Raw genomic sequence first — 22952 nt, forward strand, 5'->3', positions numbered from 1 at the left:
GACCACGCGACTTCGACCCAGCCTTCAACGAGCCATGATGATCGGCAGTCCGGGATCCTCGATCATGGACCTTGTCACGCCGCCGAAAATCCGTTCCCGCAGCCGCGAATGACCATAGGCCCCCATGACCATGAGTTCGGCGCCAGTGTCGACCGCGTGCTGGCGGAGAACGTCGGCTATCGAGTGGTTTGAACTCGGCAAACGGTCTACCGTTACCTTTACGCCATGACGGGAGAGATAGGTCGCCACGTCTGCCCCGGGCTCCGCGCCGTGATGCCGTTCGTCCTCGATCGGGTCGACCATGACGATCCGCACCTCATCGGCACCTGAAAGGATGTCGAGCGACTCTCGCAAGGCGCGCGACGCCTCCAGGCTCGCATCCCATGCGACGAGGACGCGTTTCGGTTTCAACGTCGCGGGCGCCCCTTTGGGGACAAACAGGATTGGCTTTCCAGACGAAAACAGCGTGCCTTCGATGACTTTCTCCTTGAGCGTTTGGCTCGCAAGCAGGTCTGGCCCAAGGACGGTTATATCGGCGTAACGCGCGCGCCGGCCGATGACCTCGTCTGCCCAGGCATAGTCCGGGTAGTCATCACTCAGGTCCGTCGATACCGGGCTCGCCGACAGCATTTTGGAAACGGCCGAATTCCGCTTTTGCAGCATTTCCGTTTCGGCTTCTCGCTCCGCGAGCCAAACCGGAGAGACCACCTCGGCATATGCCCCGCCGGAGGGAGGCGCCGCGATGACCAGAACAAGCACCGAGAGATGGGCATTGATTTCTTCACACAGGCCGGCGGCAAGCTTCAGATCAGCGTCTCCCTGATTGGGTCCTGTAACCGTGAGCAATGTCTTGAATGGCATAGCGGCGTCTCCTCGTTCGGGAAAGGTACACAGTGGTCATAGCCGTAGCCAGCCGGTCGGATTCCTGCCTTGCGCTGGATCAAACCGATCGCCTCGCAGGATTGATCCCGATCAACGTACGCGCGCCTCGCAAGCCTTAGCCTGACATCGACGGCTGGAGGCGGATCAAATGAGATTCGGGACGACGATGGGTTTCCTGGCGCTGACGCTGAGCACCGCGGCGGCACAACAGATGAGCAATGGACAGCAGGAATATCTGAATTCCTGCGCTGTGTGCCACGGCGTGGACGGCAGCGGCGACGGACCCATGGCCGACGTATTGCGGAAGCGCCCCGCGAATTTGACGACGCTCACAAGCCGCAATGGCGGCGAATTTCCCTACTGGCGGGTCTATGCCACCATCGACGGCCGCGGCCTCGTGCCAGAGCACGGTGAGCGCGACATGCCAGTCTGGGGCAATCAGTTCCTGCCCGACGATGTGAAGCGCTACGGCCCCTATGGCGGCGAGGCGATCACTACGGAACGCATTCAAAACCTCGCCGGTTATGTCCAGACACTTCAACGCTAGCAGGACTGGTGCACGCAATGATCGCTCAAAATCAGGACGCCGTGGTCGAGATGCTGAAGGACCCCGCCACCTATGGCGAGGCCGGTCCCGTCGAGACGATCGAAACCCACATTTCCCGGATATTCCTTATCGGGCAACGCGCATTCAAAATGAAGCGCGCGGTCAAGCTGCCTTATGTCGATTTTTCGACGCCGGAGTTGCGGGTCGCCGCGTGCGAAAAGGAAGTGGAGTTGAACTCCAGGACGGCGCCCGGTCTCTATCTCAATGTCCGCCGCATCACGCGTGCGGGAAATCGGCTTGCGATGGATGGATCGGGGGAACTGGTCGACGCTGTTATCGAGATGGTTCGCTTCGATCAGTCGAACCTCCTCGATCGCATGGCCGTCGCGGCGAAGTTGACCCCCTCGCTGATGACCGCCGTGGCGCGCATGATTGCGCGATATCACAGCAATGCCGAGGTGATCCACGCCGGCAGCGGGTCAGGGAACATTGGCGGTGTGCTTGAAATCAATTCGGCCGGATTTGGGACGAGCCACGTGTTCGATGGGAAGGAGATCGAAACGCTCAACGCGGCGTTTCACGCCACCCTCGCTCGCCATACCGGCCTGCTTGACCGGCGGGAGGCGGCAGGCCGGGTCCGCCGTTGCCATGGCGACCTGCATCTGCGCAACATCTGCGCCTTCGATGGCGAGCCTCGCCTGTTCGACTGCATCGAGTTCAATGATCAGATCGCCACCGTCGATGTCCTCTACGACCTCGCATTCCTGCTCATGGACCTGTGGCATCGCGGTTTTGCGCAACTCGCCAATCTGGTGATGAACCGCTATCTCGACGACGCCGATGACGAAGACGGCTTCATGCTCCTGCCTTTTTTCATGGCGGTGCGGGCGGCGGTGCGCTCCCACGTGACCGCGACGCAGGTCGAGGAGGGCAGCCAGGACTCCACAAAGCTGATTGCCGAAGCGCGATCCTATTTCAAACTCGCGCAAACCCTGCTTGCCGAAACGCCGCCTCGGCTCGTCGCAATCGGCGGTTTGAGCGGCTCGGGCAAGACGACGGTCGCCGAAGCGCTCGCGCCGCGGATCGGCGCGCCACCTGGGGCCAGGATCGTCGAGAGCGACCGCATCCGCAAGGCCATGCATGGCGTGGCCGCCGAAACGAAGCTGCCGGACAAGGCCTACTGGCCCGACGTGTCGGAACGCGTCTATCGCCAGATCGCCCGGCGTTCGGAGCTGATCCTTGCCGCAGGCGGCTCCGTCGTCGCCGACGCCGTATTCGACAAGCTGGAGGATCGCGGCAGGATCGAGCGTGCCGCGAGCGAGGCGGATGTTCCGTTTGCAGGATTTTGGCTGGCGGCCGATCCGCCGGTACTTTGGCGCCGGGTCAGCGAGCGCAAGGGGGGCCCTTCCGATGCCACGGTCGACATCCTGTCGCGGCAGCTGCAGCGCGATGCCGGTCCGTTGACCTGGCGCAGAATCGAGGCGGACCGCAAGGTGGCTGAAATCACAACCGAGATGGTGGCCGTGGTTGAGGGCAACGCTTCTGCCAGTTTCAGGAAGACCGGATCATAGAGCTGACCACCGCCTGGCGGATCTTCATTGTCGCAATGGTCGAGGAAGACCAGGCAAGGGAAGTCGATGATCATGTGTTTGACTCTAATCAAGGTCACGCCCGGTCGCCGCGGTAGGAATGGCGTCAAAGGAGTTTGCCATGACCAGCTTGCACGACCTTACCCCCAAATTCAGGAGCATCCGCCTGCTTCTGGCCCGCGAGAAGGGCCATCCGGAAGGTGACAGCGAAGAAGGCTACGATGTGCTGGCTCCGCTCACCGGCGAGGGACGGCTGGATGCCGAGGAATGGAAATCGCATAAGGCCTTCTGCCGTGTCCGCCGTTTTGGCACCGGCGGACAGGATCTTGTCGGCCGCTTGCGCCGCAAGCCAGGTGGACAATGGTATTTCGACTATGCCGAGGGCGATCGTGACGACGAGGTTGGCTTTCATCTCGGCGAGGAGCGTTTCGTCACCGGCGAATATGTCTCCATAAGGCGCAACGGCGCCATGCACACCTATCAGGTGGCCCGGGTCGAGCAGCCATAGCAACGTCTCTCGCATCTGACCGGAGGGAGCCATGTCGCGCCGTATACTTGTCCTCGTCGGCCACCCCGACCCTTCCCCTGACCGGCTCTGCCGGGCCTTGGCTTCGGCCTATGCCGAAGCGGCGGAGAGGGCGGGCCACACCGTGCGCAAGATCGACCTGGCCTTGCTCGACTTTCCGATGCTCCGGACGATGCAGGAGTTCGAGCATGGCGAGATTCCCGGCAGCTTGAGAGAGGCGACAGAAGCAGTCGTCTGGGCGGAGCATTTCGTCTTTGTCTTTCCGCTGTGGCTGGGCACCATGCCGGCCATGCTGAAGGCTTTCCTGGAGCAGGTGATGCGACCAGGCACGGCTTTCACCTACCCGGCCAAAGGCGAAAATTTCACCAAATCCTTGCTGCGCGGCCGCTCCGCCCGCCTGGTGGTGACGATGGGAATGCCGGCGGCCGTTTACCGGATATGGTTCTTCAGCCACGGGATTGCCGGCATGCGGCGTGGTATCCTCAACTTTGTCGGCATCCGGCCGGTGCGCGAGACCTTGTTCGGCATGGTCGCGAACGCCGGCGACGCGAAGCGGGCGAAATGGCTAAAGCAGATGCAACGGCTGGGCGAACGCGCGGGCTAGGGCCGTCACGGCTTGAGGACGGCAGCGCCACTCAGCCTGCCCATGCGTAAGTCATCCAGCGCCTGGTTTGCCTGTTCCAGCGGATAGACCTTTGTGTGTGTACGCACCCGAGCGTGCTTCGCTGTCGGAAAGAACTCCTCCGCGTCACGACGAGTCAGGTTCGCGACCGACACCAATTCTCTTTCTTCCCAGAGAAGCTTGTAGGGCATCGACGGAATGTCGCTCATGTGGATACCGCCGCAGACTACCCGGCCGCCTTTGCGAACAGCCCGCAACGCCGCCGGCACCAGTTCGCCGACCGGCGCGAAAATGATCGCGGCGTCAAGGTCGACAGCGGGCAATTCGTCGGACGCCCCTGCCCAGGCAACGCCCAACGAGCGCGCAAATTCCTGTGCCTGAATGTCGCCGGCCCGCGTGAAGGCAAAGATCTCACGTCCCTGCCAGATCGCAACCTGTGCGATGATATGCGCGGCGGCGCCGAAGCCATAAATGCCCAGGCACCGCCCGTCGCCTGCCTTCTTGAGGCAGCGCCAGCCGATCAGCCCTGCGCACAGGAGCGGCGCCAGCGACACCGGATCGGCGGCAGCGTCGAGCTCGAAAGCGAAATGCTCATCGGCAACGACATGGCTGGCGAAGCCGCCATCGCGCGTATAGCCGGTGAAGAGCGGCTGGTCACACAGGTTTTCGGCGCCGGCGCTGCAATAGGGACAATGTCCGCAAGTGTGCCCCAGCCATGGAACGCCTACTCTCTGCCCGAGCCGGGATCGCGACACGCCCTCACCGACAAGATCGACGATGCCGACGATTTCGTGACCCGGCACGAGCGGCAGCTTCGGCCACGGCAACTCACCGTCCACGACATGCAGATCGGTGCGGCAGACCGCGCATGCCTCAACCTTGAGCCTGATCTCGCCCGCTCCCGGCAAGGGATCCGGGCGGTCGACGAGCGTCAAACGCGTGCCTGGCTTTTCCAGCACCATTGCCTTCATCACGCTTCCCCGGTTTCTCAGAAGTAGATGAGAACGGCCCCGCGTCCACTCGGCATGGAAACGCGCGGGTTTGGCACCTCGTTCCTATCGCGGGTTCCTGATCTTGACCGGGCACGGCCGGATGTGACGACCGAAACCGTACCTCGCCGGACCATGGCCATGCTTTCCGGCAGAAAGAATTTCGAAATAAAGGCCCGCGGCGGCGAGATAGGCAAGGCCCAGTATCCCAGCCCAGATTTCAATCATATCGGAGGTCATGGTCAGATTCTCCTGGTTGGTCCTGACCAGATAATTGCCGAGCCAAGTCATGCCGGCCTTGATCGTGGTCAATCGCACCGACCATCTTGCGCGCACGCCTTATCAGGCTCCATCGGATGATTTCGGGCTTGCTCTAAGTAGTTTCCCTTAGGGAGATAACCGAATTTCGGCGTGGCCGGATTTGCGCGATTGCTGTTGTCACGAATTCACCGGGACCCCAGCCATGTACGCTCAAGCCTCCGCCAAGATCGAACTGCCGTCCTATCTCCCCCAGCAGAACCCAGCCGCCATCTTTGACGGCGCGACCGTGCAGCCAGTGAGCTTCTTCCAGGCAGGCACCGAGATTTACGCTCAAGGCGAAAAGGCCGGAGCTCTTTACTACGTCGAGTTCGGCGCGGTCCGCATCTACCGGCTGCTGGCCGATGGCCGCAGGCAGATCAGCGCGTTCCATCTGGCGGGAGAAACCTTCGGGTTCGAGGCCGACGCCACTCACCACTTCTTCGCCGAAGCGATCAGCGCAACCGGCGTCCGGGTCTTGCGCGCTCCATCAGGCACGGACATGTCCCGCCAGCTCCTGCCTCTCGCGCTCAAGGGCCTGACCCGGGCACAGGAACATCTCCTCGTGCTTGGCCGCCAGAACGCCATCGAGCGCGTCGCGGCATTCCTCGTCGAAATGTCGGAGCGTCAGGGCGGGTTGCGGCAGGTGGAATTGCCAATGTCGCGGAACGACATCGGCGACTATCTCGGCCTTACCATCGAAACCGTATCGCGGGTCTTCACCCGGCTGAAGGAGAAAGGCGTAATCCGCCTGCTCACCTTGCGCAGCATCGAAATTCTCAAGCGCGATACGCTGCTGGCAATGGGGGAATGAGGCCATTCGAGCCAATCCCGCGCATCAATCCTGAAAGGGGCGCAAAATGAAAACCACACTTGCAACTCACACCGGATTTCGCTTCGAAGTGCGTCATGCATGTCCCAATGATGAGCCGATTGTTGCCGAGTTCTTCACCCATGTGACGCCGGAGGACCTGCGCTTCCGCTTTCTCGGAGCCGTGAAGGAAGTTTCGCACGAGCGGCTGGTGGCGATGACCCGCTCCGACGATCCGCACGTCCATAATTTTCTCGCCTTCTCGACCGACGGAATGATGATCGCGGTGGCAACGCTTGCCAGCGATCCGGCCGACCGGCGTGGCGAAGTCGCCATCTGCATTCGCGAGGATCGCAAGCATCTCGGCGTCGGCTGGGAGTTTCTCGGCTATTCGCGCGTTATGCCGACGACCACGGCATCGAGACGATCGAGTCGATCGAGAGCCGCGAAAACCGCGCGGCTATCGAACTCGAGCGTGAGATGGGTTTCACCGTCACAACGGACTCCGACGACCCGACACTCGTCCTTGTTCAGCGGAAGCTCGGTGCCAAATTGCCAGGCTAGAACGGTCCCCCGCTCGCGGAGGTGCCGAAGCGCTCTATCTCTTCGGCCACCGCACGTTCCTCGTCGGCTGGAATGACAAGTACGTCGACGAGCGAATCCATGGTGCTGACCAATTTTTCGCCGTTCGCATTCAGCTCCTTGTCGAGCGCGACGCCCAGCCATCCGGCCGCTTGGCAGATTCTCTGTCGGATCACAGGCGCATGCTCGCCGATGCCAGCGGTGAACACGAGGGTGTCGAGCCCGCCTATCGCCGCGGCAAGTGATCCGATCTCACGCCCGATACGGTAGACGAAAAGATCGACGGCGCGCACCGCCGCCGGGTCTTTCGACGCAAGCAAAGTCTGCATGCTCCCGGAGATGCCGGATACCCCCAGCAGGCCGGATCGCTCGTAGAGCAGGTCGGTCAGCTCGTCAGGCGACAGCTTCCGATCCTGCAGAAGATGCAGGAGGACGCCGGGATCGATCGCGCCGCAGCGCGTGCTCATGACAAGGCCGTCAAGCGTCGAGAAACCCATGGTGGTGGCGTGGCTTACGCCTGCCTTCATCGCGCACAGGCTCGCTCCGCTGCCGAGATGGGCAACGATCGTTCGGCCACCGGCGGCGGCGCCGTAGCGATTGTGGAGTTCGCTGGCGATATGGCTGTAAGAGAGCCCGTGGAAACCGTAGGACACGATGCCTTGCTCCGACATCTCATGCGGCAGGCCATAAAGTCTGGCGATCCCAGGCTGGGCGGCGTGAAAGGCGGTATCGAAGCAGCCGACCTGCATGGCGCCGGGCACAAGGCGGTTGGCCAGGTCGACGAGCTCCAGGTTGATCGCCTGGTGAATCGGAGCGAGCGGCTCGAGCTTGCGCAAGGCGTCGAGCGTGCGCGCGTCGAGTAACGTTGCGCGGGCAAACTCCCGGCCGCCATGTACGATACGATGCCCGACCTTGCGCACCTGGCGCAACAGGCCGCGGTCCGCCAGATAGGACGCAACGGCCTCGAATGCCTTGCCAATGGAGATCGGCTGCTCGCCAAGGCTCCTGTCGAAGGGCGGCGTTGTCGCCATGGGCGCGACATGGAGCCGGGGCCGCTCGCCGATTGACGAAACGCTGCCGCGCACCAGCAGATGCAGTTCGTCGCCCCCTTGAAAGGCGGCGAACTTCAGGCTCGACGAGCCGCCATTGAGGACGAGAATCGCATCGGTCATGGCCGACCGGTCCCGGCCGCTTTTGCAGGGCTAGTCCTCTCTGCCTGGCGCTTCGTCATCGACTACCGCTCCCACTTCCAACCGAGGATCTCGGGCATGTCCTGCCCGTGCTTGCGGATATAGGCTGCGTGCCCGATCAGCTTGCCTTCCATGGCCTGTTTCAGCTGGATGTGCGCGCCGGCCGGCCCGGGAATGCGGTCGAGCACGCCGAGCACGAGATGATAGCGGTCAAGTCCATTCAGCACGGTCATGTCGAACGGCGTCGTCGTCGTCCCTTCCTCATTGTAGCCGCGCACGTGGATGTTGTCGTGATTGGTCCGCCGGTAGGTCAAGCGGTGGATAGTCCATGGATAGCCGTGATAGGCAAAGATGACAGGCTTGTCCCTGGTGAACAACGCATCGAACTCGCGATCCGACAGCCCGTGCGGATGATGTTCCTTCGGCTGCAGCGTCATCAGGTCGACAATGTTCACCACGCGGACCTTGAGGTCGGGAATGTGGCGCCTGAGGATTTGAACGGCGGCAAGCGTCTCGAGCGTCGGCACGTCGCCGGCGCAGGCCATCACCACGTCAGGCTCGGCCCCACCGTCGGTCGATGCCCATTCCCATATGCCGATGCCGGCCCTGCAGTGGACTTTCGCGTCTTCGATGGACAGCCACTGCCAGGAATTGGCTTTGCCGGCGACGATGACGTTGATGCGGTTCCATGTCTGCAGCACATGGTCGGTCACGCAAAGCAGGCTGTTGGCATCCGCCGGCAGGTAGACGCGCACCACGTCCGCCTTCTTGTTCAGCGCCACGTCGATGAAGCCTGGATCCTGATGGCTGAACCCATTGTGCTCCTGCTGCCAGACATGGCTAGACAAAAGATAGTTCAGCGAAGCGATGGGTCGCCGCCAGGCGAGCTTGCGGCAGGCATCCAGCCATTTCGCATGCTGGTTGAACATGGAATCGACAATGTGCGTGAAGGCTTCGTAGCAGGAGAAGAAGCCGTGGCGCCCGGTAAGCAGGTAACCTTCCAGCCAACCCTGACAGGTATGCTCGGATAGAATTTCCAGAACCCTGCCTTCCCGCGCCAGGTGGACATCCTCGGGAAGTATCTCTTCCATCCAGGCGCGCTCCGTCACCTCGAAGACGTCCTGCAACCGGTTCGAAGCCGTCTCGTCTGGCCCGACGATGCGGAAATTCCTGGCGCTTTGGTTCAACGTCATGACGTCGCGCAGGAAACTGCCCATCACGCGGGTCGACTCTGCCTTGACGCTCCCGGGCCGCTCGACCGGGACGGCGTGCTCATTGAGGCCGGGCAGTTCCAGGGACCGGCGCAGCAGGCCGCCATTGGCATGCGGGTTGGCGCTCATGCGCCTGTCGCCTTCCGGCGCGGTGGCGCGGATCGCGGCCACGGGCGCGCCGGCGGCATCGAAAAGCTCTTCGGGCCGGTAGCTTCTCATCCATTCCTCGAGCATCTTCAGATGCTGGGGGTTTTCGGCAAGGCCCGACAGCGGGACCTGGTGGGCGCGCCAGAATCCCTCGGTCTTCAGGCCATCCACTTCCTTGGGGCCGGTCCAGCCCTTCGGGCTCCGCAGCACGATCATCGGCCATTTCGGCCGCGACTGCGCCGTCTTTGCGCCGCTGCGAGCCGTGTCTTGAATCGCCTTGATGCGGTCCAGCGCATCGTCGAGCACGACCGCCATCCGCTCATGCATCAGGGCCGGATCATCACCCTCGACAAACAGCGGCTCGTAGCCGTAGCCGATGAACAGCGCACGCAGCTCGTCCTCGGGGATGCGAGCCAGAATGGTGGGATTGGCGATCTTGTAGCCGTTGAGATGGAGGATCGGCAGCACCGCGCCATCAAGCGCAGGATTAAGGAACTTGTTGGAGTGCCAGGACGTCGCGAGCGGACCGGTCTCCGCCTCGCCGTCGCCGACGACGCAGGCGACGATCAGATCCGGGTTGTCGAAGGCCGCGCCATAGGCATGCGACAGCGCGTAGCCGAGCTCGCCGCCTTCATGAATCGAGCCGGGCACATCGGGCGCGGCATGGCTGGGAATACCGCCTGGAAAGGAGAATTGCCGGAAGAGTTTCTTCATCCCGGCCTCGCCCGACGCGACGTCCGGATTGATCTCGCTGTAGGTGCCTTCGAGGTAGGTGTTGGCAACCATCGCAGGTCCGCCATGGCCGGGACCGCAGACATAGATGACATTGGCATCGCGCTGTCTGATAGCGCGGTTGAGATGCGCATAGATGAAGCTGAGACCCGGCGAGGTTCCCCAATGGCCGAGCAGCCTTGGCTTGACATGCTCCAGCCGAAGGGGCTCGCGAAGCAACGGATTGTCGAGCAGGTAAATCTGCCCGATGGTCAGGTAGTTGGCGGCACGCCAATAGGCATCGATGTCGTGCAGTTCCTGTGCGGACAAGCGATTGGTGCTGGGATGCACGGTCATTTCCGACTCCTTCGCTGGGTTAAACCGAACCGGCTGAAGCACAACGCTTCGACGCTGCCACCGGTTCATGACCGGCCGGTGTCAAGACCGGGCGCCATCGATCTATCCGGCCAAGAAGCGTCGAGCTTTGATCCATCGCAAATGCCGGGCAGGCCGACTGCGGCTCCAAACCGCGCCTCGAAGCCGCGACCGCAGGGCAAGACAGCGCCGTCTTTGCTTCAGAGCAACGAACGCCCTGAAAAGGCCAGGCAGGATAGTTGTTTGCAAGATGCGGACAAGCAACATGAAACGCAAATTGAACGCCGATGCGACCATGGACGGGATCATGCGCGAGACGCCGGCGACAATTCGTGTCGTTCTCCAGCACGGAATGCTGTGCGTCGGCTGCCCGATCGCGTCCTTTCACACCGTTTTCGACGCGGCGCGCGAGCATGACCTGGATGAGGATCAGCTTCGCCACGATCTGGAGGCGGCCATCGAAAGTGACGTGGGTTAACTCTTTGCCGCGCGACCTTCAGCAATGACAAGGAGACGATGCGGCTCGATCACGACTATCCTCTGCCGTCCGCTCTTGACGAGCCCCTGGTCCTCCCATGCGGAAAGCAGCCGGCTGACCGTATGAAGCGTGGTGCCCGTCATTTCCGCGACGTCCTGGCGTGAAATTGGGAAGTCGATCAGAATTCCCTCCTCGGTCTTTTTCCCCGACTGCTTGATCAGCTTCAGCAAGGCATGCGCGACGCGCTGCTCGACCTGCTCGGTGGACATCTCGATGACGCGGGCATGGGCATCCTGCAGCCTCACTCCCACTGCCTTGTAGGTATTGGCACTGAAGCTCGGAAAGCTCGCGGCGAATGTGGACCAGAGCTGGCTCGGCCAGGCAAGCACCACGCAATCGACAGCCGCGACGGCATTTGCCGGATAGGTCGTCCGGCCCAGCGCGCTGGCGATCCCCATCAATTCGCCCGGGCTTATGTAGCGCACGGTCACCTCATGCCCATCCGGAGTCGATTTCATCACGCGCACATGGCCGTCGAGCAGCAGGAAGAACGAATGGGCCTCCTGCTCCTGCTCGAACACCGGCTGATCCTTGGCGACCCGAATAGACCGTGCCTGTCCGACAATGCGATCGAGGTCCGCGGAAGCGATCCCCTCGAATACGGACAGCCCGGCAACCAGTGATCGATCAAGGCTTGCCAAAGGCCATCCTCCCCAACTTCAACAATGCAACGCGCTCAGGCCCCTGCCCGACTGTGTCACGGACCACCGCCCTTCGACAAGTGAAGCCTCCCCTGGCTGCCGCCTGCCAATCACCCGCTTGTTTGCGCTGGGGCAAGCTCCATCCTTCGCGACCGGGATAGAAGAACCCAAACAGGCGCCCTGCCTGGTTTTGATGAGGCATGTCATGGCAATTCCACGGACGCGACCAAGCGCCTATCCGGCAATTCTCTCTTACGGATTCCGGCCCTTCTTTCTGCTCGGCTCCCTGCAAGCCGCTGCCGCGATCCTTTTGTGGCTGCCCCTCTACTACGGCAAGCTCGAAACCTTCAGCACCTTCCTGCCCGTGGACTGGCATATTCATGAATTGCTTTTCGGCTACCTGCCGGCAGTCGAGACCGGCTTCCTGCTGACTGCAATTCCGAATTGGACCGGACGGCTTCCCGTTCAGGATCTTCGCCTGCTGATGCTGGTGCTGCTCTGGGTCGCTGGTCGGGCGGCCGTGTTCCTTTCTGCGGAAACGGGATGGCTCCTGAGCGCGGTCATGGACTGCTCCTTTCTTCTCGCTGTGGTGGCGGCCGCCGCAACGGAAATCATTGCCGGGCGAAACTGGCGAAACCTCAAGGTGCTGCTGCCCGTCACGATCCTCTTTGCGGCAAACGTCATGTTTCATCTGGAAGCGCATTATCAAGGAGCCTCCGACATGAGCCGGCGTCTCGGCCTTGGAGCGGTTGTCGTCCTCATCATGATTGTCGGCGGGCGGATAATTCCGAGCTTCACCCGTAACTGGCTGGCTCGCGAGAACCCCGGCCGGCTCCCGGTATCGTTTGGCAAGTTCGATATCGCAACGATCGCGCTATCCGCCGTCGGCCTCGCCGCGTGGACCTTTTTTCCCGAGAATGTTGCAACCGGAGCATTGCTGATCGCCGCAGCGGTGTTCAACGCAGTTCGGCTTGCCCGCTGGGCGGGCGACCGGACGCCGGCCGACCCTTTGGTTCTGATCCTGCACATTGCGTTCGCCTTTGTGCCTCTGGGCTTGGCGCTTGCCGGACTGGCCGTGTTCGCGCCGGGGGCAGTTCCTGCGGTGGCCGGCATTCATACATTGGCCGTGGGAGCGGTGGCATGCATGACGCTTGCCGTCATGACCCGTGCCTCCCTCGGCCATACCGGCCGCGAACTGACGGCAAGCGCCGGAACACGTGCGATCTTCGCTGCGATCGTCATTGCCGCCATCCTGCGTGTAGTGGCCGCCATGGCTCCCGCCGCAGCAATTCTCCTGCCTATCTCTGCGGCGTTCTGGGTTGCCGCCTTCGTCGGCTACGCCGTGCTCTTTGGCGGAATGCTCGTGCGACCGCGCCGGCAAGCGCGCAAGAGCGGCGCATGAAAGGTTGGCTGGCGACGTTCCGCCAGTTTCTCGCCAGCCCCGCGCCAATCATTTTCGTCGAAACAATTTGCGCCAGCACAAATTGCCAAGCCGTCCGACGGCCTACAAGGGCGCAACGGTTGATGCCGTGGTGAACCAAAGAAAGGACTATTCCAATGAAACTGCCCCTCATCGCCGCGGCGATCGCGTTGCTCTCAATCACCGGAGCGGCAAATGCCGAAGAACATGTCGTCCAGATGCTGAACAAGGGTGACAAGGGTTCGATGGTCTTCCAGCCGGACTTCATCCGGGCGGCGCCCGGCGACACCATCAAATTCGTGCCGACCGACAAGACCCACAATGCCGAGATCATCAAGGGAATGATTCCGGACGGCGCCGAGCCCTTCAAAGGCAAGGCGAGCGAGGAGATCACGGTCACCCTCACCAAGGAAGGGGTCTATGGCGTGAAGTGCGCCCCCCACTATGGCATGGGCATGGTGGCGCTGATCGTCGTCGGCAAGCCGGTCAACCTGGAAACGGCGGAAGCCGTCAAGCAGATCGGCAAGGCAAAGCCGGTCTTTGCCGAGCTGTTCGCCGAGGCGACCAAAGCTGCTTCGAACTGACCGGACATGATTTGAGCCTGCCTCCGGTGATGGCGAGCCGGAAGCACTGGCCGGGCGGACCTGGGGAGAGGTCCGACCCGGCCATTTTCGTTTTTCATTTGCCGTTTGGCACGCCGCTGTGACCAGCGGTCATCGCAAAGACGTGTTTAGGCAACTGCCTCCAAGTTAAAATTCATCTGGCTCAGATTTGCGCAAACGCAAAGACGCGCCGCGTCAAGACACTATCCTGGCTTCATCGAAACCGTTGAAGTCGAGGAGATGAAAATGCTTACGAGACGCGAAGCTTTGCTGGGTTCTGTTCTTACCGCCGCTGCCGTTGCCGCCATCGGCCCGGTGCCGGCTATGGCTGCCGTGAAGGATGTGGCCTCACTTCCACGCGAAAAAGTGACCCTTGTCGCGCCGCCTTTCGTGCACCCTCACGACCAGGTGGCCAAGGGTGGCCCCAAGGTTGTCGAGTTCACCATGAAGATCGAGGAGAAGCCGACGGTCATCGACGCCGACGGCACGCAGCTCAATGCCATGACCTATAACGGCTCCATTCCGGGCCCGCTCATGGTCGTGCATGAGGGCGACTATCTCGAGCTCACGCTCATCAATCCCGACACCAATACGCTTGCCCACAATATCGACTTCCATGCGGCGACCGGCGGGCTCGGCGGCGGTGCACTGACACTGATCAACCCGGGAGAGCAAGTGACGTTGCGCTTCAAGGCGACCCGGTCCGGAACATTCGTCTACCATTGCGCACCGGGCGGAGCGATGATCCCCTGGCATGTCGTGTCGGGAATGAGCGGAGCGGTGATGGTCCTGCCGCGCGACGGCCTGAAGGACGAAAAGGGCAAGCCCGTCCGCTACGACCGCATCTACTATATCGGTGAGAACGACTTCTACATCCCGCGCGACGAGCAGGGAAAATTCAAGAAGTACGACTCGGTCGGCGACAATTACGACGATACCGTGAAGGTGATGCGCGGCCTGATCCCGACGCATGTCGTCTTCAACGGCAAGGCTGGATCGCTGACCGGCGAGAACGCCATGAAGGCCAAGGTCGGGGAAACGGTGCTGATCGTCCATTCCCAGGCCAATCGCGACACTCGCCCGCACCTGATCGGCGGCCACGGAGACTTCGTCTGGGAACAGGGCAAGTTCGGCAATGCCCCGGCCAAGGATCTCGAGACCTGGTTCATTCGGGGTGGATCGGCGGGCGCCGCTCTCTACACGTTCCGGCAGCCGGGGGTCTACGCCTACGTGAACCACAATCTGATCGAGGCCGTCGAACTCGGCGCAACCGCGCACTTCACGGTCGATGGAACCTGGGACGACGATCTGATGATGCAGGTCGAAGCTCCCAAGGCGATTGCCTCGTAGGAAGAAAAGCCGATCGCCCTGCAATTTTCCGGCACCGCCGGCGAATTGCAGGGCAGGCGGAGTTTGGACATGTCCTTCGACCCTGTCTTCACATTCGGAACCATCGCGGCTGCCGCCCTCATCGGACTGGGTGTCAGCCACGCGGTCGACGGCATGTCCTGGCAACCTCGGGGGCCAGTTGTCTTGACCGACATGGTCACCCTGGCGCCTGGTTCCTTCAACCACCCGCAGCCAGGTGAATTCCTCAAGGACGACCATTCCGCGCCTGCGCCCATCTTGAAGGAGACTATCGACGCGCCGCTGGAGATCATGATGTTTCAGGTGACCGCGTCGGACTATGACCGTTGCGTCCTGGACGGCGCCTGCCAGCCGGCTGATTCGCGCCTCGCCGGCAACGTTCCGGCGACCGGCGTCAGCTTCACTGATGCACAGGCCTATGCGAACTGGCTGTCCGAGAAGACAGGTGAAGCGTGGCGGCTACCGACCGACGCGGAATGGGCCTATGCCGCGGGTGAGCGATTTCGAGCCGACATAGAAGGTGGTGATGGCGATCCTGCCGATCCGGCGAGGCGATGGCTCACGCAATATCGCAATGAGGCGGCGCTCGGCCGCAAACCGGATCCTGAACCTCGACCTCTTGGAGCATTTGGAGCCAATTCAAAAGGTGTTGCGGACATTGCCGGCAATGTCTGGGAGTGGACGGCGACCTGCTATGCCCATGCGACGATATCCAGCGACGGCGCGCGTATCGCCAGTTCGATCACCAATTGCGGTGTGCATGTCGTGGAGGGTTTCCACCGCACTTACATGTCGAACTTCATCCGCGACGGCAAAAGCGGCGGTTGCGCGGTCGGCACGCCGCCCGACAATCTCGGTTTCCGCCTTGTCCATGATACCGGTGGCTTCCTGCAGGCCGCCCGTCGCCGACTGGGCCTCACCTGATTGCTCGACAAGAAAGGAACGTAGATGACTCCGAAGCCGGCCTCGCTTGACAGGGTTCCCCCTGCCGCCGAACAGCCCTTGGCGCGCCCCGGCGTCGACCGGACCTCGATAGGAGTGCTGGTCCGCAAATTCTATTCCAGGGTGAGAAAGGATGAGCGGCTCGGGCCCGTCTTCGCCCGAGAAATCGTTGGCGATTGGGAGCCCCATCTGGAGAAGATGACGGACTTCTGGTGCTCCGTCATCTTGAAAAGCGGTGACTATCATGGCCGGCCGGTGCCTGCTCATCTGAAGCTCAAGAATGTCACCGAAGCCGACTTCGAGATTTGGCTGGCTCTCTTCGGCGAGACGGCGTCCGAGCTCTTCGCCCCCGAGATCGCGGCGGTGTTCGTGGAACGGGCGGAAAGGATAGCAACGAGCTTGAAGCTCGCCATGTTCTTCCACCTCGGCCCCGCCACCAAGGTGCCTGGCTAGCAGATCTCGCCGGCACGGTGGAGCTTACCGGGCCGACATCCGGTTTGATCATGCGCAAGGACTGTGGCCGTCGGGGCCCGTAATTTCCGCCGATGATCCTTAATCTCTTCGTCGGCACCATCGTCATCAGCCTGACGGTACTGATCCATACTTTCGGCCTCATCGCCATCACTCACGCAATGGCACGGATTGTTGCGCTCTTTCGCATGCACGGACGGCGCAGCCGGGTCCTGGCCATGATCAGCGTGGTCATGGGGCTTTTCGCTGTCATGACGGCGGAGGTCTGGCTATGGGCCGGACTCTATCGGCTGCTCGGAATCCTGAGCGACTTCGAGACCGCGCTCTACTTCTCGACCATCACCTTTTCGACGGTCGGCTATGGAGATGTGGTGCCCGCCCATGGCTGGCGGGTGCTGGCGGCCCTGGAGGGCATCAATGGCTTTCTGCTGATTGGCTGGTCGACCGCCTATCTGATCGCCGCCGGCATCCGTGTCGGTCCCTTCCGGGTCGGCGAGCATTTTTGACCCGGTACCCGAGCCGTCGTTCAGACCGCTGGCGAGTGCCTGCCGGTTCCACTGCTGAGATACTTGTCGAATCTCGCCGCCACCGTCCTGACCAGGGGACGGCTTTCCCGCGGCACGACGAAGTTTTCACCTTCGAGCCGAAGAAGCTGGCCGGCACCGCTGATGGCCAGCCGGCTCGCCTCGCAGAGCAGCGTCTGGCCGACCGCTCCAAAGCGCTCGACAAGGTCCACCGCCGAGAACGTGAAGTTGCACATCAGACGTTCGATGATCCAGCCCCGCGCCAGATCATCGAGACTGAACTCAATGCCGCGCGCTATCGCCAGCTGTCCGGAATCCACGGCCTTTTCGTACTCGCCGGTGGCAACGATGTTTTGTGCGTGGCCCTGTCGATACCGGCTGATCGACGAGGGACCGAGACCGATCAGGGTTTCGCACTGGTCCTCGGTGTAGCCCTGGAAATTGCGGCGGATCTTGCCGGCACGGGCGGCAACCGCCAGCGTGTCCTCCGGCTTTGCGAAATGGTCCAACCCCAATGCCTCGTAGCCGGCGTCGACAATCAGTTGCGCCGCAAGCTGAGACTGCGCCAGACGTGCAGCGGAATCGGGCAGCCAGGCTTCATCGATCATCGTCTGGTGCTTCTTGAACCAAGGCACATGCGCGTAGCCGAACAAGGCAAGCCTGTCTGGCGCCAGCGTCAGCGCCTGGGCGACGGTCGCCGCGACACTCTCGCGGGTCTGGTGCGGCAGACCGTAGAGCAGATCCAGGTTGACGGAAGTGACGCCCCGTGCGCGCACCGCATCGACAATGCTTTTGGTCAGCGCGAAACCCTGCTCGCGATTGATCGCCTTCTGCACCTTGGGATCGAAATCCTGTACGCCGAGGCTCGCTCTTGTCATGCCGATCGCGGCGAAGGCATCAAGCCGACCCTCATCCATGTCGTTCGGGTCGATCTCGACGCTGAGGCTGGCATCGTCGAGGAAGTCGAATTGATCCCGCAACGCTCTTCCGAGCACCAGGATGTCGTCGGGCTTGAGCATTGTCGGGGAGCCGCCGCCGAAATGGACGGCGCGAACCCTGCCCCGGCCACTCACAAGGCCGCCGACCGTTTCGATCTCCTTGTGGAGTGAGCGCAGGAAGGTGGCCACAGGCGCATAGTGACGCGTCTGCTTGGTGTGGCAGGCGCAGAACCAGCACAGCCGGTCGCAATAGGGGATATGCAGATACAGCGATATCTCGTCATCGCCCTCGAGCGCGTCCATCCACCCGCGAACCGTGACCGCGTCGACGCCCGGATGGAAGTGCGGCGCGGTCGGATAGCTCGTGTAACGCGGCACGTTGTCGACAAGGCTGACGGCCGGTGTTGGACTCAGGGCCGGGGTTGGGCGCGGGGAATGGACGGTAGCGGCGGGAGGGGTCATGACGGTCAGACTGCCTGAACCACCGCGGCAAAACCTTGATCTCGATCAAGGCGACTCAGGTCACAACGGGTGCAAATTGCCGTCCCTATTGATCACGGGCGTTGCAATGGCCGCCAGACAGGATGCTCAACAAGTTGACGTTCCCGCAATTTGCAAGTCCTGCGAAGCGCGGCGGGGTGGATTGTGCGGCGCGCTCAACGCCCGCCAACTTGCCGAGCTGGCCAAAGCCTCGTCCAGACATGAGGTTTCAGCAGGGACGATACTGCACGACGACGGAACCTATTCCAACCTGTTGTCCGGCGTAGTCAAGCTCACGAGGGATCTTTCGGATGGTCGTCAGCAGATTGTCGGGTTCCATTTCGCGCCTGATTTTCTGGGCAGGCCGTTCGAGGCGAAACGGCCGATCAAGGCCGAAGCCTTGACGAATGTGGCGCTATGTTCGTTTCCAAGAACGATCATCGATCGAATGACAGACGAGGTGCCGGAGCTTGGACGCCTGTTGCTGAACCGCGCGCTGAACGAACTGGACGAAGCGCGCGACTGGATGGCGGCACTGGGGCGCAAGACCGCCTCCGAAAAGGTCGCAAGCTTCCTTCTTATGTTCGCCAGAAACATCGACCCATCCAAACATCCAGCAGACCCTATCAGCTTCGATCTGCCGCTGACACGCGGGGAGATCGCCGATTTTCTCGGCCTGACGATCGAGACGGTAAGTCGAGAATTCTCCAGGTTGCGAGTGGACGGCGCGATCCGGATCACAAACAAGCGACACATAAGCCTCGCAAGCATGGCTCAGTTCGAGGAACGCTGCGGCGACTAACCCGCTGTCGAACCGTCGTCCGGCTTTGACTTTCCGGAATCACCGACTTCAGCCCTGCAGGTCGTTTCATCGGCGCTTCCTGCCTGGTCACGTCACTGCCAGAGCCACGCTCCAGCGGTCGCTGCGACCCTCCCCAACAAAAGCTCTCCGCGTTTGACCTGGATCAAGGCCCGGGAACGGAAAATCCCGAAATGGTGCCGCGAGCGGGCATTTCCGCCGGAACTTTCGAGACGCGATCGGGGACTTGCGATGAAATTTGGCACGGAGATCGTCCTTTTAAGCCTGTTTGCTTTTGGTGCCCTCGTGGCCGCCGGCTTCGGCGTGGATGAACCTTTTCGCCAGCACATGTGGGTCTTGTTCTTCGCCGTGGCTGGCTTCACTGCGATCCTGCTGCGCAATACGGATTTCAAGCCCGCGACGCCGATCGACCCCTCCGCCTACATGGATGGTCCGATCCGCTATGGGGCCATCGCAACGGTGTTCTGGGGTGTCGTCGGCATGCTGGTCGGCGTGATCATCGCGCTGCAGCTTGCATACCCTCACCTCAACATCGAGCCCTGGTTCAATTTCGGTCGGTTGCGGCCGGTCCATACCTCCGGCGTGGTCTTTGCCTTTGGCGGCAACGCGCTGATTTGCACCTCGCTTTACGTCGTCCAACGCACCTGCCGGGCACGCCTTTTCGGCGGCAATCTCGCCTGGTTCGTCTTCTGGGGATATCAGCTTTTCATCGTCATGGCCGCGACCGGCTATCTGCTCGGCATCACCGAAAGCCGCGAATATGCCGAGCCGGAATGGTATGTCGACATCTGGCTGACGATCGTGTGGGTCGCATACCTGATCCTGTTCCTTGGCACCATCCTGAAGCGCAAGGAACCGCACATCTACGTCGCCAACTGGTTCTATCTCTCCTTCATCGTCACCATCGCGATGCTCCACGTCGTCAACAATCTGTCGATGCCGGCATCACTGCTGGGATCGAAGAGCTACTCGGCCTTCTCCGGCGTTCAGGACGCACTTACCCAGTGGTGGTATGGCCACAACGCGGTCGGCTTCTTCCTCACCGCCGGTTTCCTGGGCATGATGTATTATTTCGTGCCCAAGCAGGCGAACCGGCCGGTCTATTCCTACCGCCTGTCGATCATCCACTTCTGGGCACTGATCTTCCTGTACATCTGGGCGGGTCCGCACCATCTCCACTACACCGCCCTGCCCGACTGGGCGCAGACGCTGGGCATGGTGTTCTCGATCATGCTGTGGATGCCTTCCTGGGGCGGCATGATCAACGGCCTCATGACCCTCTCCGGGGCCTGGGACAAGATCCGCACTGATCCGATCATCCGCATGATGGTCGCGGCCATCGCCTTCTACGGCATGTCGACATTCGAAGGCCCGATGATGTCGATCAAGACGGTCAACTCGCTTTCGCACTACACCGACTGGACGATCGGCCATGTCCACTCGGGCGCGCTCGGCTGGGTCGGCATGATCACCTTCGGTGCGATCTACTACATGGTGCCCAAGCTCTGGAACCGCGAGCGGCTCTATTCGATGCGGCTTGTCACCTGGCACTTCTGGCTGGCGACGCTCGGCATCGTTGTCTACGCGGCAGTGATGTGGGTCTCGGGTATCATGCAGGGGCTCATGTGGCGCGAATACGACGAGCAGGGATTCCTCGTCTACTCCTTCGCCGAGACCGTCGCTGCCATGCATCCCTACTACGTCATGCGCGCCGCGGGCGGCGCCATGTACCTCGCCGGCATGCTGGTCATGGCCTGGAATGTCACCATGACCATTCGTGGCTACCAGCGCGAAGAGCAGCCTTTGCCCGGTTCCGCCCCCGCCCTCCAGCCTGCCGAATAAGGAGCCAGATATGGGCTTGATGGATAAACACGCGCTGATCGAGAAGAACGCCACGCTGCTTCTTGTCGGATCCCTGCTGGTTGTGACCGTCGGCGGCATCGTCGAGATCGCGCCTCTGTTCTATCTCGACAATACGATCGAGAAGGTCGATGGCATGCGGCCCTACTCGCCGCTCGAACTCGCCGGCCGCAACATCTATGTGCGCGAGGGATGCTACCTCTGCCACAGCCAGATGATCAGGCCGTTCCGGGACGAGGTGGAACGCTACGGCCACTACAGCCTGGCGGCAGAGTCGATGTACGACCATCCGTTTCAATGGGGGTCCAAGCGGACCGGCCCCGATCTCGCTCGCGTCGGCGACCGCTACTCCAACAGCTGGCACGTCCAGCACCTTACGGACCCGCGTTCCGTCGTGCCCGAGTCGATCATGCCCAGCTATGCGTTCCTGAAGGACACGCCGATCGCGGTGAAGGATTTCTCGACGCATCTGGTGGCGAACAGGCGCGTCGGAGTGCCCTACTCCGACGACATGATCTCCCACGCGAACGCTGACCTGATGGCGCAGGCCGATCCCAACGCCGACACATCCGGACTGGAGAGCCGCTATCCGAAAGCCAAGGTCGGCGACTTCGACGGCAACCCCCAGCAGGTCACCGAGATGGATGCCCTGGTGGCCTATCTGCAGATGCTCGGCACCCTGGTCGATTTCAAGAATTACGACGAAGCAGCTGGCTACCGCTGAGGAGAGCAACCGATGGAATACAATTTGATGCGGGAGTTCGCCGACAGTTGGGGTCTGCTTGCCATGGCCCTGTTCTTTGTAGGCTGCATTGCTTTCGCGCTTCGTCCGGGTGGCAAGGCGCATGCCGACCGCGCCGCACAGATTCCTCTTAAGGACGATTGATCATGAGCAGCGAGCATGTCGACGAAATCTCGGGCGTGACGACGACCGGCCACGAATGGGACGGGATCAGGGAGCTCAACAATCCCCTGCCGCGCTGGTGGGTGATCACCTTCTACGTCACCATCGCCTGGGCCCTGGCCTACACGATCGCCTATCCCGCGTGGCCGATGCTGAGTTCCGCCACCAAGGGTGTCCTGGGCTTTTCCAGCCGCAATGACGTCAAGAACGAAATGGCCGCGGCTGAAGCCGGCAAGGCCAAATACGTCGCGGCGATACAGTCTAAAACTGCTTCGGAAATCGCCGCGGACGACACGTTGCGCGAGTTCGCCGTCGCGGCCGGCGGCGCGGCATTCAAGGTCAACTGCGTGCAGTGCCACGGCTCCGGCGCGCAAGGGTCGACAGGGTTTCCGAACCTCAACGATGACGATTGGCTTTGGGGTGGCAAGACGGAGCAGATCCAGCAGACGATCACGCACGGCATCCGTTTCGCCTCGGATGCCGATACCCGCCAGTCGGAGATGCCCGCCTTCCTCGACGTGCTCAAGCCCGAGCAGATCGCGCAGGTCAGCGCTTTCGTGGCCAGCCTTTCCGGGCCGGTACGGGACAAAACCCTGATCGAGCCCGGCGCCAAGGTTTTCGCGGACAATTGTGCCGCCTGCCATGGCGAGAACGCAAAGGGCAACCGGGAACTCGGGGCACCCGATCTGACTGATGCAATCTGGCTCCACGGTTCCGGCGAAGCCGCGATTGCTTCTCAGGTGCGAGCCCCGAAGAACGGGGTGATGCCTGCCTGGGTCGGCCGCCTTGGCGAGACGACGGTCAAGGAACTGGCCGTCTATGTCCATTCGCTTGGCGGCGGAGAATAGGAGCGGGGGCCTGTTCTCAGCCCTTGGCCGTTCAAGCGACGAGGCCCGGCCATGCCGGGCCTCGACTTGCTTTTTGATGTCTCAATTTGACCTGCATCAACGCGACGCGCCCAGGCG

General features: G+C 61.9%; 25 protein-coding genes. 17 read left to right on the forward strand and 8 right to left on the reverse strand.

What is annotated here, in order from left to right:
- Positions 1-24: 24 nt before the first annotated feature.
- On the reverse strand, positions 25-861 hold the full coding sequence (locus FJ977_RS27290) for a universal stress protein (protein ID WP_140775283.1): 837 nt from the start codon (positions 859-861) through the stop codon (positions 25-27).
- Between the two features lie 169 nt (positions 862-1030).
- On the opposite strand from FJ977_RS27290, the gene FJ977_RS27295 reads away from it, so the two are divergent.
- The 4 genes from FJ977_RS27295 to FJ977_RS27310 all read left to right on the forward strand — a co-directional run bounded on the left by FJ977_RS27295 (position 1031) and on the right by FJ977_RS27310 (position 4148).
- Positions 1031-1429, forward strand: a complete 399-nt coding sequence (locus tag FJ977_RS27295) for a cytochrome c (protein WP_246683356.1) — start codon at positions 1031-1033, stop codon at positions 1427-1429.
- Positions 1430-1446: 17 nt separating this feature from the next.
- Positions 1447-3000 (forward strand): bifunctional aminoglycoside phosphotransferase/ATP-binding protein, encoded by a 1554-nt coding sequence (locus tag FJ977_RS27300; protein ID WP_140775284.1) that lies wholly within the window; start codon positions 1447-1449, stop codon positions 2998-3000.
- Positions 3001-3139: 139 nt separating this feature from the next.
- Positions 3140-3526 carry a hypothetical protein gene (locus tag FJ977_RS27305; protein WP_140775285.1) on the forward strand — a complete coding sequence of 129 codons (387 nt, stop codon included), beginning with the start codon at positions 3140-3142 and terminating at the stop codon, positions 3524-3526.
- Positions 3527-3557: 31 nt separating this feature from the next.
- A complete protein-coding gene (locus FJ977_RS27310) occupies positions 3558-4148 on the forward strand; it encodes an NAD(P)H-dependent oxidoreductase (protein WP_140775286.1) in 591 nt (196 codons plus the stop codon).
- A gap of 5 nt (positions 4149-4153) precedes the next feature.
- On the opposite strand, the gene FJ977_RS27315 is transcribed toward FJ977_RS27310, so the two are convergent.
- Both FJ977_RS27315 and FJ977_RS27320 read right to left on the reverse strand, forming a co-directional pair.
- Positions 4154-5137, reverse strand: a complete 984-nt coding sequence (locus FJ977_RS27315) for a zinc-dependent alcohol dehydrogenase family protein (RefSeq protein ID WP_140775287.1) — start codon at positions 5135-5137, stop codon at positions 4154-4156.
- 84 nt (positions 5138-5221) lie between these two features.
- Positions 5222-5491: a hypothetical protein gene (locus FJ977_RS27320; protein ID WP_140775288.1), complete on the reverse strand. Its 270-nt coding sequence runs from the start codon at positions 5489-5491 to the stop codon at positions 5222-5224.
- Positions 5492-5618: 127 nt separating this feature from the next.
- On the opposite strand from FJ977_RS27320, the gene FJ977_RS27325 reads away from it, so the two are divergent.
- Positions 5619-6266, forward strand: a complete 648-nt coding sequence (locus FJ977_RS27325) for a helix-turn-helix domain-containing protein (RefSeq protein ID WP_140775289.1) — start codon at positions 5619-5621, stop codon at positions 6264-6266.
- On the opposite strand, the gene FJ977_RS35965 is transcribed toward FJ977_RS27325, so the two are convergent.
- From FJ977_RS35965 to FJ977_RS27340, 3 genes are all read right to left on the reverse strand, one after another.
- Complete coding sequence (locus FJ977_RS35965) at positions 6232-6624, reverse strand: hypothetical protein (RefSeq protein ID WP_181180089.1); 393 nt, start codon at positions 6622-6624, stop codon at positions 6232-6234. The genes FJ977_RS27325 and FJ977_RS35965 overlap by 35 nt on opposite strands.
- A 199-nt stretch (positions 6625-6823) precedes the next feature.
- A complete protein-coding gene (locus FJ977_RS27335; protein WP_140775290.1) occupies positions 6824-8017 on the reverse strand; it encodes an acetate/propionate family kinase in 1194 nt (397 codons plus the stop codon).
- Between the two features lie 62 nt (positions 8018-8079).
- The gene (locus tag FJ977_RS27340) at positions 8080-10461 is read right to left on the reverse strand and encodes a phosphoketolase family protein (RefSeq protein ID WP_140775291.1); all 2382 of its coding nucleotides are present in this window, start codon (positions 10459-10461) and stop codon (positions 8080-8082) included.
- A gap of 295 nt (positions 10462-10756) precedes the next feature.
- On the opposite strand from FJ977_RS27340, the gene FJ977_RS27345 reads away from it, so the two are divergent.
- Positions 10757-10957, forward strand: a complete 201-nt coding sequence (locus FJ977_RS27345) for a DUF1858 domain-containing protein (RefSeq protein WP_348643233.1) — start codon at positions 10757-10759, stop codon at positions 10955-10957.
- On the opposite strand, the gene FJ977_RS27350 is transcribed toward FJ977_RS27345, so the two are convergent.
- Complete coding sequence (locus FJ977_RS27350) at positions 10954-11658, reverse strand: Crp/Fnr family transcriptional regulator (protein ID WP_140775293.1); 705 nt, start codon at positions 11656-11658, stop codon at positions 10954-10956. The genes FJ977_RS27345 and FJ977_RS27350 overlap by 4 nt on opposite strands.
- A gap of 205 nt (positions 11659-11863) precedes the next feature.
- On the opposite strand from FJ977_RS27350, the gene FJ977_RS27355 reads away from it, so the two are divergent.
- From FJ977_RS27355 to FJ977_RS27380, 6 genes are all read left to right on the forward strand, one after another.
- On the forward strand, positions 11864-13060 hold the full coding sequence (locus FJ977_RS27355) for an NnrS family protein (RefSeq protein ID WP_140775294.1): 1197 nt from the start codon (positions 11864-11866) through the stop codon (positions 13058-13060).
- A gap of 155 nt (positions 13061-13215) precedes the next feature.
- Entirely contained in the window at positions 13216-13662 is a 447-nt protein-coding gene (locus tag FJ977_RS27360; protein ID WP_140775295.1) for a pseudoazurin, read from the forward strand.
- A 264-nt stretch (positions 13663-13926) separates the two neighbouring features.
- Positions 13927-15030 (forward strand): copper-containing nitrite reductase, encoded by a 1104-nt coding sequence (gene nirK, locus FJ977_RS27365; RefSeq protein WP_140775296.1) that lies wholly within the window; start codon positions 13927-13929, stop codon positions 15028-15030.
- Positions 15031-15099: 69 nt separating this feature from the next.
- Positions 15100-15972 (forward strand): SUMF1/EgtB/PvdO family nonheme iron enzyme, encoded by an 873-nt coding sequence (locus tag FJ977_RS27370; protein WP_140775297.1) that lies wholly within the window; start codon positions 15100-15102, stop codon positions 15970-15972.
- 24 nt (positions 15973-15996) lie between these two features.
- Positions 15997-16443, forward strand: a complete 447-nt coding sequence (locus FJ977_RS27375; RefSeq protein ID WP_140775298.1) for a group III truncated hemoglobin — start codon at positions 15997-15999, stop codon at positions 16441-16443.
- Between the two features lie 92 nt (positions 16444-16535).
- Positions 16536-16967 carry a potassium channel family protein gene (locus tag FJ977_RS27380; RefSeq protein WP_140775299.1) on the forward strand — a complete coding sequence of 144 codons (432 nt, stop codon included), beginning with the start codon at positions 16536-16538 and terminating at the stop codon, positions 16965-16967.
- A gap of 20 nt (positions 16968-16987) precedes the next feature.
- Here FJ977_RS27380 and hemN read toward each other — a convergent pair whose 3' ends face one another.
- Complete coding sequence (hemN, locus tag FJ977_RS27385) at positions 16988-18385, reverse strand: oxygen-independent coproporphyrinogen III oxidase (protein ID WP_140775300.1); 1398 nt, start codon at positions 18383-18385, stop codon at positions 16988-16990.
- A 106-nt stretch (positions 18386-18491) separates the two neighbouring features.
- Between hemN and FJ977_RS27390 the strand changes: the two genes are divergently transcribed.
- The 5 genes from FJ977_RS27390 to ccoP all read left to right on the forward strand — a co-directional run bounded on the left by FJ977_RS27390 (position 18492) and on the right by ccoP (position 22835).
- Positions 18492-19205 (forward strand): Crp/Fnr family transcriptional regulator, encoded by a 714-nt coding sequence (locus FJ977_RS27390; protein ID WP_140775630.1) that lies wholly within the window; start codon positions 18492-18494, stop codon positions 19203-19205.
- A 249-nt stretch (positions 19206-19454) separates the two neighbouring features.
- Positions 19455-21065 carry a cytochrome-c oxidase, cbb3-type subunit I gene (gene ccoN, locus FJ977_RS27395; protein WP_140775301.1) on the forward strand — a complete coding sequence of 537 codons (1611 nt, stop codon included), beginning with the start codon at positions 19455-19457 and terminating at the stop codon, positions 21063-21065.
- 10 nt (positions 21066-21075) lie between these two features.
- Positions 21076-21807: a cytochrome-c oxidase, cbb3-type subunit II gene (gene ccoO / locus FJ977_RS27400; protein ID WP_140775302.1), complete on the forward strand. Its 732-nt coding sequence runs from the start codon at positions 21076-21078 to the stop codon at positions 21805-21807.
- 12 nt (positions 21808-21819) lie between these two features.
- Positions 21820-21969: a cbb3-type cytochrome c oxidase subunit 3 gene (locus tag FJ977_RS27405; RefSeq protein WP_095769664.1), complete on the forward strand. Its 150-nt coding sequence runs from the start codon at positions 21820-21822 to the stop codon at positions 21967-21969.
- Positions 21970-21971: 2 nt separating this feature from the next.
- Positions 21972-22835, forward strand: coding sequence for a cytochrome-c oxidase, cbb3-type subunit III (ccoP, locus tag FJ977_RS27410; RefSeq protein WP_140775303.1), 864 nt, complete (start codon positions 21972-21974; stop codon positions 22833-22835).
- Positions 22836-22952: the final 117 nt, after the last annotated feature.

The organism is Mesorhizobium sp. B2-1-3A (assembly GCF_006442655.1).
Classification (GTDB): domain Bacteria; phylum Pseudomonadota; class Alphaproteobacteria; order Rhizobiales; family Rhizobiaceae; genus Mesorhizobium.